10 protein-coding genes and 1 pseudogene are annotated in these 13,457 nt (G+C 55.2%); 1 reads left to right on the top strand and 10 read right to left on the bottom strand.

Features of this window, described 5'->3' with window-relative positions; translation table 11 throughout:
- Positions 1-80: 80 nt before the first annotated feature.
- Positions 81-2,084 (top strand): annotated as a pseudogene (locus tag BOW53_RS13755) (sensor histidine kinase); the annotation flags it as partial.
- Positions 2,085-2,170: 86 nt separating this feature from the next.
- Here the strand turns inward: BOW53_RS13755 and hybE are convergent.
- The 10 genes from hybE to BOW53_RS10045 all read right to left on the bottom strand — a co-directional run bounded on the left by hybE (position 2,171) and on the right by BOW53_RS10045 (position 12,806).
- Positions 2,171-2,740, bottom strand: a complete 570-nt coding sequence (gene hybE, locus BOW53_RS13320; protein ID WP_078487864.1) for a [NiFe]-hydrogenase assembly chaperone HybE — start codon at positions 2,738-2,740, stop codon at positions 2,171-2,173.
- A 155-nt stretch (positions 2,741-2,895) separates the two neighbouring features.
- A complete protein-coding gene (locus BOW53_RS10085; protein WP_245832102.1) occupies positions 2,896-3,117 on the bottom strand; it encodes a HypC/HybG/HupF family hydrogenase formation chaperone in 222 nt (73 codons plus the stop codon).
- Between the two features lie 41 nt (positions 3,118-3,158).
- Complete coding sequence (locus BOW53_RS10080) at positions 3,159-3,710, bottom strand: HyaD/HybD family hydrogenase maturation endopeptidase (protein ID WP_078487862.1); 552 nt, start codon at positions 3,708-3,710, stop codon at positions 3,159-3,161.
- Complete coding sequence (locus BOW53_RS10075; RefSeq protein WP_245832101.1) at positions 3,707-4,291, bottom strand: HupE/UreJ family protein; 585 nt, start codon at positions 4,289-4,291, stop codon at positions 3,707-3,709. Before BOW53_RS10075 ends, BOW53_RS10080 begins: the two co-directional genes overlap by 4 nt.
- A gap of 170 nt (positions 4,292-4,461) precedes the next feature.
- Positions 4,462-6,165, bottom strand: a complete 1,704-nt coding sequence (locus tag BOW53_RS10070) for a nickel-dependent hydrogenase large subunit (RefSeq protein WP_078487860.1) — start codon at positions 6,163-6,165, stop codon at positions 4,462-4,464.
- A gap of 31 nt (positions 6,166-6,196) precedes the next feature.
- Complete coding sequence (hybB, locus tag BOW53_RS10065; RefSeq protein ID WP_078487859.1) at positions 6,197-7,336, bottom strand: Ni/Fe-hydrogenase cytochrome b subunit; 1,140 nt, start codon at positions 7,334-7,336, stop codon at positions 6,197-6,199.
- The gene (gene hybA, locus BOW53_RS10060; RefSeq protein ID WP_078487858.1) at positions 7,333-8,301 is read right to left on the bottom strand and encodes a hydrogenase 2 operon protein HybA; all 969 of its coding nucleotides are present in this window, start codon (positions 8,299-8,301) and stop codon (positions 7,333-7,335) included. Before hybA ends, hybB begins: the two co-directional genes overlap by 4 nt.
- 11 nt (positions 8,302-8,312) lie before the next feature.
- Positions 8,313-9,440: a hydrogenase small subunit gene (locus BOW53_RS10055; RefSeq protein ID WP_078487857.1), complete on the bottom strand. Its 1,128-nt coding sequence runs from the start codon at positions 9,438-9,440 to the stop codon at positions 8,313-8,315.
- Positions 9,441-9,669: 229 nt separating this feature from the next.
- Positions 9,670-10,371, bottom strand: coding sequence for a putative bifunctional diguanylate cyclase/phosphodiesterase (locus BOW53_RS10050; protein ID WP_245832100.1), 702 nt, complete (start codon positions 10,369-10,371; stop codon positions 9,670-9,672).
- Between the two features lie 41 nt (positions 10,372-10,412).
- Positions 10,413-12,806, bottom strand: a complete 2,394-nt coding sequence (locus tag BOW53_RS10045) for a PAS domain S-box protein (RefSeq protein WP_172838859.1) — start codon at positions 12,804-12,806, stop codon at positions 10,413-10,415.
- Positions 12,807-13,457: the final 651 nt, after the last annotated feature.

Raw genomic sequence — 13,457 nt, 5'->3', positions numbered from 1 at the left:
AGTTCGCATCTAATAGGATTATTAATCGCTATGGATGGTGACCTTCCTACAGAGGACTTTCACCTCATTAGTTCATACCCATGCTGGGCGTACACAAAGGGCAAACCGACAAGGCCCACCAGGTTGCAAGTAACATACTCTCCGACACTCTCAAAGTGATTCAGCAGCGCAGACCGGATGAATACGGCGAAATGTTCGTGACCAACCGGCTCGGCGCCACCGTTGCTATGACCAAGACGCTCTCCGATTACTACCAGGCCGACGAGTACTGGTGGAAGGCTGGGAGCAAGCTTGGTGAGAGCGGCGCCTTCTTCGATGACAGGGGCTATGATGAAACCGTTAAAACCATCGTGGTCGGTGTCACGGTTCCCATCCGTGACAGCAGCGAAGTGATCGGTGTCTTCAAGATCAACTACAAGCTCCAGAGCATCCTCAACATCATTACCCAGAAATCCGCCGAGGCCGCACAGATCATCGGCCTAGTGCGTTCTATTGGTGATGCTATCGTCAGCTCAAGGCCCGAGGTGACCGAGGCCCTGGTGGGGCATGAAGAGGAGATGGCCTCCATGCCTGAAGGTGGTTGGTGGGAAGACGCACATGAGGGTGCCGCTTTTATCGGTGCCCATGCACCGGTGAGACACAACTTCAACGCAAGAATTCTCAAGGATGCCAAGATAGGTGTAAGTGGAGAAACAGCCAAAGAGATCACCTGGCATGTCATCTCGGAGCTGGATGAGAAGGTCGCTTTCGGATCACTGGATGACCTGCGTAATACCGCCATGACACTCGGTACCGGTGCCCTGCTGCTGGCCGCCCTCCTCGGCTACATGCTGTCCCGGTCAATCAGCGCTCCACTTTCAATTATGCGCCGGGGTGCAGAGACAATCGGATCCGGTAATCTGGATAGCCGTATCAATCTCCGGCAAAAAAACGAGTTCGGTGACCTGGCCCGTTCATTTGACGGCATGGCAGAACAGTTAAAGGAGACTCTTGCCTCGCGCGACGAATTGAACAGGGAAATTACAGAAAGAAAACAGGCTGAGGCTGAAAGCAATCACCTGCGAAACTACCTGAACGACGTATTCGATACCATGCCCTCAGTTCTGGTTGGAACAGAAAAGAATGGCAAGGTACTTCACTGGAACAGGCAGGCGGCTGAAGTCACATGTATAACCGCAGATCAGGCAATTGGCAGACTGGTCCAAGACCTTATGCCCATGGTTCCGGATGTCATGAAGAATATTGAATGTGCCTCGGGTAGTGGACAGGCAGTCAGGCTGGATAAGCAGCCTTACCGAAAAGGCACTGAAACCCATTTTTCGGAAATCACCATCTATCCCCTCACCGCAGCAGGCATTGAAGGCATCATGATCCGCATGGAAGACATGATGATGCAGACGGAGAAGATGCTCTCTGTCGGCGGTCTGGCAGCTGGCATGGCCCACGAGATCAACAACCCCCTGGGCGGCATGCTGCAGGGCATGCAGAATATTCGCCGCAGGCTCTCCCCGGAACTAGAAAAGAACAGAGAGTCCGCCTCTGAACCGGGAATCGACCTGAACAAACTTCAGAAATACCTCGAACAGCGCGAGATATTCAAGTTCATGGAGAGCATGGCAGAATCCGGTGACCGTGCCGGTGACATCATCAATAACATGCTGCGCTTCAGCAGAAAAGCGGAAGAGGGTTTTGAAACTGTCAATATGGCAGAGTTGATTGATAAGACCATCGAACTGGCTGCGGTGGACTACGACATGAAGAAGAAGTATGACTTCCGCGGCATCGCCATAGAACGTGATTACGAAGAAGGGCTTCCCCCAATACAATGCAATACCGGTGAGATTCAGCAAGTGATCCTTAACCTGCTGCGCAATGCTGCACAGGCGATCTATGAACACCCGGAAAAACGCGAGCCGGCCAAGATCTCCATCAGGCTACGGCAAAAGGATAAGATGATCCATCTCCAGGTGGAAGACAACGGGCCCGGGATGGATGATGCCACGTGCAGTAGAGTATTCGAACCCTTCTTCACTACCAAGCCACCAGGGCTTGGGCTTTCAGTCTCCTACAATAGACGAGCACATGGGCGACATGCAGGTGGAATGTGTACCGGGCCAGGGCAGCACGTTTACCATCCAGCTACCGCTGAAAGCAAAAGCAGGCTAAGCGATCACGAGAAAAGCCCTCGCAACAGATCGCGGCGGCTCACTGGCTGTTCGATCTTCTCGCTAAGTGGAACCGCTTCTGTTTCCGCATCATCGGCTTCATGGTCGTTCACCATCTCCCCGCCATCGAGGAAACGCTGCAATCGCTCCTCCTCGATGTCGGTCTCCACTTGAAGGGATTCATCCATCAAATCCCTGAGATAGGCAGATGCTGTTCCTACGGCCGACCGATGATCCGGGAAGCCGTTCATCGGCGAGTAGATCGGGCTGCTCATGCAGCGCCCTATTCCCTCCACCTCGGTGAGTACAAATATCACTTTGCGAGCGGGAAAATCAAATTCGCGTTTTGAGTCCAGGGGCAGAGCCTCCCACTCATCCCCTTCCATGGGCAGCATGACCAAGTTCATGAACCAGGGCGTGATCAGTACGCCAACCTCATGGCCGTTCCATGACAGGAAACCGATGGCCTCCACCTCGAGTTCGTCGTTGACGATAGGCAGGCCTTTCATGCGCTCCTCGTAGATGGTCCTGAAGCAGGATTCGAGTTTGGTGGTGATGTAGTCGGAGTGGTTCATAAAATCTCACAAATAAATAAACAGCGCTAATTGCTCACTTACCCTGTAGGAGCGAACTTGTTCGCGAACAGAGGTTGGCAATATTTCAATGCCGATCGCGAACGAATTCGCTCCTTCAGGGATAATCCCTTCCCTGCGAAATAACTTCTGCTCAACTAACTGCTCCCCAAATCCGGAAAATACGCATCGACATCCACGTTATCATCGCCGCTTATTACGGCAGACAGCGCATCCAGTGCGCTGTTTATCCTCTCAGCATCCTCCTCGCTCAACACTTCCCGTGCAGAGCCCAGAAAATTGAACAACCAGGTACCTTCGGGCTGGGGACCAATCAACATCATGTTGGCCTCCTCATCACCATTGCGTCCCCGGCACAGGGCCGTGAACCCACGTGACTCGATGACCTGAACCGGCGCGCCTATGCACTTATGGAGCGTTCCAGCCTACCCTGCTCATCCCAGAAACACCGCAAGGGCTCGGTGCGCGACTGCAGCTTGATACCTGCCAGTTCCAACTCATCCACCAGCATCTGCACCATCTCTTCCAGGCGAGCGGTGGATTCATCACTCAGGCCCAGCTTGTTCTCCAGGTGATAGGGGACCATGCCGATGATGGTGACATGCTCAGGCGCTTCACCGGTGACGGTAAGCACCGCAAGCAGGTCGGATATTCCAAGCTGATGATTGGAAATCTTGGTCTGGAAAAATGCAGGGATCTCCTCATCGGTCAAGCGCACCAGGGAGCCGGCAGGGGCTCCGGTATTGACACAGTCGGCGATGATAAGGCGCTCTTTCCCGCGCATGGGTTCCAGCAGTTCAGTACCCGCAGTACCACCGTCGAGAAACTCCACGTACTCAGGCACATGGTAGCGGCTCTCCAGCAGTTCCACCGCACGTACCCCTGCCCCTTCGTCCTGCATCAGCACATTGCCGACGCCAATGACGAGGGTGGTGATCTCCTTGCCATTCATGACAGCATCGCCAGGGCAAGGCCGGTGGATACCGTAACCCCACCCAGTAGTTTGTAGAGAGGTGCCGGCATACTCTGCAAGCGGCGACCAATACCGATACCGGCCAGGTGCAATGCAGCCGTGGAAACAGCGAAGCCGATCATGTAGCTGGTTGCAGAGACCTGGGCCGCATGCTCCATGCCGTGGGCATGACCATGAAACAGTCCGAACAGTGCGGTCAGTACGGAAGCAGACAGCACCGGAAGTTTAAAACCCATCGCGATCAACACACCGAAGGCAATCAACGAGAGTTGGATAGCGGTCTCAACCATGGGCAGCGCGATACCGGAGAACGCAAACAGGCCTCCCATCAACATCATGCCAACGAAAGCGATTGGCAGCATCCAGAGGGAACGCCCGCCGGCCTGGGCCGCGATAACGCCCACAGCAAGCATTGCCAGAAGATGATCGATACCACCAACCGGATGTCCCAAACCATAGAGCAGGCCTGAGGTCACATCATGACCAGGGTGTGCCGCAGCTACAGAGGGCAGCAGAATTGCAGCGACAACCAGGGCTGTAGATCTATTTCCATGCATCATATTCATAACCTGTATTGGGTGAGGCGCCACACCTTATTTCGGAGAAGATGCGACACCTCGTTTTCTAATTAATGAATCGTCATTCCGGACGAAACGTAGCGAAGATCCGGAATCCAGTGCTACGAAGCCAGGCTCTCTGGATTCCGGCATTCGCCGGAATGACGTGTCATTTACAAGGCCTTCACCTTCACGATCTCCTTCTGCTCTGTATCCACCATGTGAATGGCGCAGGCGATACAGGGATCGAAGGAGTGAACGGTACGCAGCACCTCCAGCGGCTTCTCTGGATCGGCCACCGGGTTGTCCATCAGTGATGCCTCATAGGGACCGATCTCGTCGTTCTGGTCCCGTGGACCGGAGTTCCAGGTACTGGGCACCACCGCCTGGTAGTTCTTGATCTTGCCGTCTTCGATCACTACCCAGTGTGAGAGTGCACCGCGGGGCGCCTCGTGGAATTCGAAGCCCCTCACCTCCCCTTTCGGGAATACAGGCGGGTTGAAGGTGTCTGTATCGCCGGTGGCAATGTTGTCGATCAGCTTCTGCCACTGTTGCTTCAGGGTATCCATCATCACACCGCAGCGCACCGCGCGGGCGGCGTGGCGACCTATGGTGGAGTGCAGCGCCTCGATCGGGATATCCGGATTGCCTGCAACGGTACGCAGGGTACCCATTGCACCGTCCAGGTACTTCTTGGTACCTTCGTGGCCGGAAGCGACCATGACGAAGACATTGGCCAGGGGGCCTACCTGGGCACGTTTGCCATAGAAGGTGGGCGCCTTGACCCAAGAGTACTGTCCCTCGTCCTGAAAGTCCGTGTACTGGGGCTCGGTCTCACCGTAATACGGATGCAGCGCTGCGTCACCTTCGTACCAGGCGTGCTTGGAACTCTCCGCCACACCGTCACGGAAGTAGGGGTCGCCGTGGCTGGTGATGGGTTTGAAGGTGCTGAGATCACCGTTTTCAATATAACCGCCGGGCAGATCAAATACCGTGCCCTTGCTGTCCTGGGGACAGTCAGGCACCGACAGGTAGTTGGCCACGCCCTTGCCATAGCCTGCCCAATCCAGGTAGAAGGCACCCACAGCAGGCACGTCGGTCATGTAGGTGGTCTTCACGAAGTGGTCCAGCTTGTCGATCCAGCCCTTGGTCATCATCAGCCGCTCCATGTTCAGCACCGACTGACTGTCCATGTTGATTGAGTTGCTGATTCCGCCTACCGCCAGGTTCTGAATGTGGGGGGACTTGCCGCCAAGGATGGCGACAATCTTGTTGGCGTAGTTCTGTACTTCCAGCGCCTGGAGGTAGTGGGCAACTGCCAGCAGGTTCACCTCGGGCGGCAGCTTCATGGCCGGGTGTCCCCAATAACCTGAAGCGAAGGGACCGAGCTGGCCGCTGCTGACAAACGCTTTCAGCCTGTCCTGCACCGCCTTCATCTCGTGGGGACCGTTTAGATGCCAGTCAGAGAGGCTCTCGGCAAGCTGTGCTGCCTTCTTGGGGTCGGCATCCAGGGCGGAGACCACGTCCACCCAGTCCACCGCGGAGAGGTGGTAGAAGTGAACGATATGATCCTGAATGGCGTGTGCGGTCTGAATGATGTTGCGCACCAGTTGCGCGTTGACCGGTACCTCCATGCCCAGGGCATTCTCAACCGCGCGCACCGAGATGATGGCATGTACCGTGGTGCATACGCCGCAGAAACGCTGTGTAAAAAGCCAGGCCTCGCGGGGATCGCGTCCCACCAGGATTTTTTCAATACCACGCCACATCTGGCCCGATGACCACGCCTTGGTAACTTTTCCCTCGTCCACCTCCACATCAATGCGCAGGTGCCCCTCGATACGGGTAACGGGATCTACTGTAATACGAGTCGTCACAATGATTTCTCCTCAAACTCTATTTGTTATCTCAGGCGTGCTCTTCTGTGTGGAGCACAGGGAGTGTCTTGACCAATACGATGAAGACCATGATTTCGAAGGCCACGATGCCCACTGTCACCATGATCTCCGGCACCGACGGGAAGTAGCTGTAACCGGGACCGGGATCGAGAGTGAAGAGGAAGGCGTTGAAGCGGTAGAACGCCCCGGCCAGCAGCATGGAGATAGCGGCCAGAAGCAGCAGGCGACCGTTTCTGCGTTTTTCCTCCGAGGCGAGTATCACCACCGGCACCACGAACAGCAGGGTCTCGAGTATGAACATCAGGCTCGAGAAATCACCGGCAAAGATAAGCCCGCACTTACCCCTGAACAGTAGCTCGGCGAAACGCACCACCAGGTAGACGATGATCAAACCCACTATCGCCTTGCCCAGACCTGAGAGCAGCGGCGTCTCCGTCGGGCGACGGAAACCAATCGCGGAGAAGGAGCCCTCGAACACCACGATGGAGAAGCCCATCGTGACCGCAGTGAGAATGGCGAGGAGGGGCTGCAGCTGCAGCGACTGCCAGAGCGGATCCACCTTGTAGCCCATGGCGATCAGCAGTGACCCCAGGGAGGACTGGTGCATGGTAGGCAGCAGTACACCGAGGGCAATGAAGATGAACAACAACTTGTTGAGGGTCTTCAACAGCCCCTTCGCACCGATACGCTCCAGGAACGCCGGGGAGAACTCGATCACAAGTACCAGAATATAGGTGGCCACGCAGAGACCCACCTCCAGCATCACCGAGTTGAAGTTCCAGTTCCAGGGCAGCAGGATGTTATAGAACTGCCACCAGCGACCCATGTCGAAGATGGCACCGAAACCGCCCAATGCATAACCAAGCAGACTGGCCAGTACTGCAGGACGTATCAGAGGATGGTACTTGCCCTTGTTCAGCACATAGATCGTGATCGCCAATGCATAGCCGCCACAGGCAAAGGCTGTGCCGATTACCACGTCGTAGACCACCCATATGCCCCAGGCGTGCCCCCCATTGAGGTTGGTTACCGCAGCCATGCCGTCGGTAAAACGCACACCCAGGTAGTAGAAGCCAATCAGGGCCAGCACACCCAGGGCGATGAATGGCAGGGTAACGATGCGGCCACCCAAAGGTTTGTATCCACTCATGACTCACCTCCATCATCATCGGTGTTGCGGCGAACCACGTAGGTCAAGCCTGCCAGAGCAACCGCCGGCAGTGCCAGGTAGCTGTAAAGGGTATGCTGCACACCTTCAGCTATGGAGGCAGCTGAACGTTCGCCCAAGGGTGGCATGCCCAGCTTGTCGAAAGGTATGGAGGAGATGTGCAACACGTTGGTACCACCAGCTTCTTTCTCGCCCCATACATGCTGCTTGTACTCGGGTGCGGCCTTCTCGTGACTGTTGTAGGGTTTGCCCAGGTCACCCCGGGGATAGTTGTAGATCTCTCCCGGTTTCAGGGCCAGGCGGCGCTTGGCCTCTTCCATGAGTGCCTCGCGGGTACCAAACAGTGTCGCTCCTGTGGGGCAGACCTCGGCACAGCCGGTCATCTGGCCGTTGTCGATACGTTCCACTCCAGCCTGGTTGCACATCTGGCACTTCTGGATCTGGCCGAAGGGGTTGTCGTACTCGAACTGGGGGACGTTGTAGGGGCAGCCCACGGTACAGTTACGGCAGCCGATGCAGGCATCGGCGTGATAGGTGACGATGCCGGTAGCAGGATCCCTTCGCATGGCGGTAACCGGACACACAGATACACAACCCGGATTAACGCAATGCATGCAGCTGCGCTTCTCGAATGCGAAGCCATCCACCTCGCTGTCCTTTACTTTTGCAGTGCCGTCCTTGTAGATCTTGATGACATTGAGTGTGTCGCCGGAAAGGTCGCTGGCCGAGTCGAACTGGACCTGGCCATCCCTGATCACCGGCGGCATGCCGTTGACCTCTTTACACTTGCTGACGCAGGCCTTGCAGCCGACACAGAGGGTGGAGTCGAACAGCATACCCACCGCCTGGGGGGCGGGCTGCAGGTTCTCCCTCGCCTGTGCGGCACCACCGGTACAGAGCACGGCGGCTCCCCCGGCGGCAGCCTTCAGAAAATCTCTACGCTTCATGATGAACCCCCTCAGCCCTGGTTGTCGCTGGAGTTGTTCTCGGCATCACCGATCTTCTTGGCTGCCATGGCACCGGCACCCACCACCGCGCCACCCACGGCACCTGCCAGGGCTGCAGCCCCGGTGGATGCGCCTGTGGCATTCTCACGCTGATCGATCAACGGGAACTCGTTAGGCGGTGTATGGGTCTTCACATCAGCCAGGCTGAACAGGGGCTTGGTGAAACCGACACCCTCCTCCGCGCAGCCGAAGCAGGGATGACCAACACCCACAGGCCAGGTACCGCCACCGATGTCGTTGAACTCAACCGCAGGACAGTTGGCATAGGTCTCCGGCCCCTTGCACCCCAGCTTGTAGAGACACCAGCCCTTCGCATGTCCCTCATCGCCGAACTCTTCTGCAAAACGGCCCGCATCGAAATGTGGACGACGTTCGCAGTTCTCGTGGATCAGGCGGCCATAGGCGAACTTGGGACGGTTCTGCTCATCCAGTTCCGGCAACTTGCCGAAGGTTACGAAATGCAGCACCGTGGCCAGGAAGTTGTAGGGATTGGGAGGACAGCCCGGTAGGTTGAGTACGGTCTTGCCCGGCAGCACGGCCTGGGCCCCTTGGGCCTCTGTGGGATTGATGCCTGTGGACTGGACACCGCCCCAGGATGCGCAGGAGCCGAAGGCGACGATGGCCGCTGCGTGTTCGGCCGCCTCCTGGGTGTGCTGGAGCATGGTTTTGCCGGCGATCTTACAGTAGATGCCGCCATCTTTTGTGGGGATCGAACCCTCGATCACCAGCAGGTATTTACCCTTGTTGGCAGCCATGGAAGCATCCTTGGCGTGCTCCACGTCATGACCGGCTCCTGCATCCAGGGTCTGGTGATAATCCAGGGAGATCATCTCCAGGATCAGGCGTTCGAGGGTGGGATGTTCACCTCGAAGCAGGGATTCGGTGGGGCCTGTACACTCCTGGCCGTGGAGCCAGATCACCACCGGGCGCTTGGCTGCACCCTCCACTGCCTCGGCCATGGCCAGGGCGTCAGTAGTCGAAAGCCCTATGGTGGCGGCCATGCCGGTACAGAACTTGAGGAAGTCCCGTCGGGAAACCCCAAGTCGCTGCTCGAATTGATCGTTTTTGTGAATTGCCATCCAAAACCCTCCACTTATTCAAGGCGATGCCGGAAAAGTTCAGCTTTATCGGGAGCTGATTAAGAGGAAAAAATGGCAATGAACGTGCCAGAAATAAGATCCTGTAATTTATCAGGTAATTAGTATGGTTTTTAAAATCAATCCAAATAAAAAAATGAATACCATGTAAATAAAGAGGATTAAAGATGAAAAGTTAGCTTCCACCCTGTAAGCGTCCACAAAGGTCCGTTTACATCAACAGGGCTTGGTTATTACGCAGCCAGGTTTCAAACTCATCCGGAGGCATGGGTCGTGAAAAAAGATATCCCTGGGCCATTTGACACTGCTCCTCCATGAGAAATCTGCGCTGTTCGCCGGTCTCCACACCCTCGGCGATTACGGTGTAGCCCAGGTTTCTTCCCAGCGCGATAACTGCCCGCGCAATAGCGGCATCTTCAGGATCATCTGGCAGATCGCGAACAAAGCTCTGGTCAATCTTCAGGGTATCCACCGGCAAACGCTTGAGATAACTCAGCGAGGAGTAACCGGTACCGAAATCATCAATGGATGTAGCTACACCGAGATCCTTCAGGGACTGCACCGTGAGCAGTGCCTCCTCTGCATTGCCCATGATGAAGCTCTCGGTGATCTCAAGTTCCAACTGCGAAGCAGGCATTCCTGTTTCTTCCAATATGGTTTTGACAGTCTCAGCTATATTCCCCCGTTCCATCTGGGGCCCTGCAATATTGACTGCGATCCGGCCTTGGAAGAAACCGTCCTGGCTCCACGCCATCACCTGCCTACAGGCCGTACCCATGACAAACGCACCCATGGGAATGATCAACCCGGTATCTTCGGCCAGGGGGATGAAATCGGCTGGAGAGATCAAGCCATGGTCGGGACGGTTCCACCTAACCAGGGCTTCGGCACCTATCACCTTGCCGGTGCTCAAATCAACCTGGGGCTGATACCAAACCTCTAACTGATCCTTTTCTATCGCCTTGCGCAGCGCCCCTCCATGGTCAGACGATCACGGGCAGCGATGGTCATCTGTTTGCTGTAGTAACGGTAGGTATTTCGCCCCTCATCCTTTGCCACGTAAAGAGCTGCATCTGCGTTGCGCATGAGCTTGCTGGCATTCATGCCGTCATCAGGATAAAGCGCAATACCTATACTGCCAGTGATGAATGTCTCCCTCCCCTTGAGGCTGAACGGCTCGGTCAAAGAAGCTATCAGTTTGCGCGCAATGAGAGCTACATCATCTGAATTGTCCACCTCTTCGATAAGCACCGCGAACTCGTCACCGCCGAAGCGGGAAACGGTATCCTCTGCACGCACATCCTTAACCAGGCGTTCCGCGACACGTTTCAGCAATTCATCCCCCACGGGATGACCAAAACTGTCGTTGACGATCTTGAAGCGATCAAGATCGAGAAACAGCACTGCAACTTTGTGTTTTTCACGCTGTGCCCGCTCAAAGGCATGCTTCAACCGGGCGTTGAACAGCAACCGGTTGGGGAGATCGGTCAATGGATCATGGTGGGCGAGATATTCCAGTTCACCCTGTGAGCGCTTGATGGTGGTAATGTCGGCGAACACGCCAACGTAGTTCTGCAGCTTGCCCTGCTGGTCATTGACCGAGCTAATGGTAAGCCACTCGGGATAGACCTCACCGTTCTTGCGTCGGTTCCAGATTTCACCCTGCCAGCGACCTGTTGCATTCAGGCTATTCCACATCTGTTGATAGAAGTCTCCGTTCTGACGTCCGGAACTGAGCATTTTCGGTGTCTCTCCTATCGCCTCGGCTTCGGAATACCCGGTAATCTCACTGAATGCACGGTTGATGGTAACAATACGGGTATCTGCATCGGTAATCATGACGCCCTCGGCAGTATTCTCGAAAGCAACTGCCGCCTGGTTTAGCCGATGCTCTGCCTGCACCCGGTCGGTAACATCATGGATGATGCTGTAAAGTACCGTACGCTCCTGGAGCGCAATAGGTCCGGTATAAACCTCGACATCCCGCACCTCTCCGTTTTTGAGTCGATGCTTGAAGTAGAAATGATCGCGTTGCTCTTCCCTTGCCTCGGCCAGTTCATGCTTGATCTTTTCCTGCCCGAGTGTATTGATATCTCCTATATTCAGGTGCAACAGTTCGTTGCGGGTATAACCGTAAAAGCGGGCCGCAGCCTCATTGGCGTCGATGATGCTCCCATCCTCGGGATCCACCAGCAGCTCCACTGCCTTGTTATGGGTAAATAGCTGGCGATAACGCTGCTCCCGTTGACGAAGCGCCTTTTCGAAGGCCTTGCGCTGGGAGATCTCCTGGTCTGTACCAAAGACCTTTACCGCTTCTCCCTTTTCATTGCGCTCGATTCGAGCACGGGTCAACATCTGTCTTACCCTGCCACTCGGCTCAAGTATCCTGTACTCATGATTGAATTGCAGATCCCTGGAACCCAGGGCTCCCCTGAAGGCTTCGTCATGACTTTTCCTGTCATCGGGATGCACGCATTCCAGGTGTTGCAGGTAGTTGAAACTATCGGTTACAGGAACACCATGGTGTCGGTATTCGTTGTCAGACATCCAGCCGACATGATTATCAACATCGTATTCCCATGACCCGATCTTACCCAACCTCTCGGCCTCGTTAAGTCGGTCGAGTATCTTCTCCACTTCAACCTCTGCAGCCTTTCGCTCGGAAATATCCTTAACCACCACGATGTGATAATCGGGCATCTCTCCCTCGGCCCACATGGGGGAAGCGGTGAGGCTGACCCATATGGGAGAATCGTCCGGCTTCAAGTAACGCAGCTCCAGCGTGAACTCTTTTATCTCTCCCGATTTAAGCCTGTCGACGTTGTTGCGGACATCGGTAATATCATCTGGATGGGTGAACTTCGCACACTCAAAAGAGAGTATATCCTTCGGGCTTCGGCCCAGAAATTCACAGAACTTGTCGTTGATACGTATAAACTCGCATGTCGGTGTTGCAATCTGAGCGACACCGACCGCAGCCTGTTCAAACAGGGCACGGAAACGCTCTTCACTCGCCTTGAGGGCCAGTTCGACTTTTATGCTATCGGTAACATCCTTTCCGGATGACAGTACACCCGTGATGTTGGTCATCACACCTTGCAGCATCAGGGTCTGTCCCTCGAGCCCCAACACGGGTGCAGCCTCGTCCCGAACCCATACCGTCTCACCGCTGCGTGAGATCATTCGATACTCGGTTTTGAGTACGGTCCGGTTTGCATGTGACTCGGACACCTCGCGAATTACCCGCTCCTGGTCATCGGGATGTATCAGATCGAACCAGAGATCCGGATTCCGGGTTAATTCTTCAGCGGTATAACCAACAAACTCCTCGATCTGGGGGGCTGACATAGAGGGTCGTGGATGTCTCATCGGAGGCCGCGGCATAGACCACTACCGGGATCTGTTCCACCAGGGCACGGAATCGCGCCTCGGTTTCGGTGAAAACCGAACTGCCGGCCTCTGAGCCCAGCCTTGAACGCCCGGTCAGCTCTGGAGTGATCAGGCCCCTCTCATGAGCAAATGCTTCAATGAAGCGCCTGAAAAAGCGCCGGTGACCGCCAAGTGTAACGGAGTGAACCGGGAGTTCCCCCTTTTTCCGCCCACAGACGCACGGTTGCCGTTGAAACTTTCAGCAAATCAGCAACCTGCGAAGTAGTGAGATACTCCCCGGATGTATTCATGATCTGATTTCGAGTTGGAACCCTTGATACCCAGAAGCCTAGTTCATTTTCACGGATTAGGTGATTTTTTTGCTTTTTGATTATTTAGTATTATTTTCCCTGTAATTCAACCTGTTTAAACTCAGACCAAAACTTTGAACTTTGGTTATCAATGGATATGGCACCTGGAGAACAGCGTAGGAACGAAGCGGACAAAAAGCTTATCCAAGCCCGCGTTATATGAAACGCGAATTCAATTTCCAAGTGCAACTCGACAGAGTTGGTTAGAGGGTAAGCTGCGGTAGCATAGGTAGCTTCTCTCACCGACCAAAGTTTGAGG

It is taken from the genome of Solemya velesiana gill symbiont (assembly GCF_002020805.1).
GTDB lineage: Bacteria > Pseudomonadota > Gammaproteobacteria > Chromatiales > Chromatiaceae > Sedimenticola_A.
This window is presented reverse-complemented; position numbering and strand designations above follow the sequence as displayed.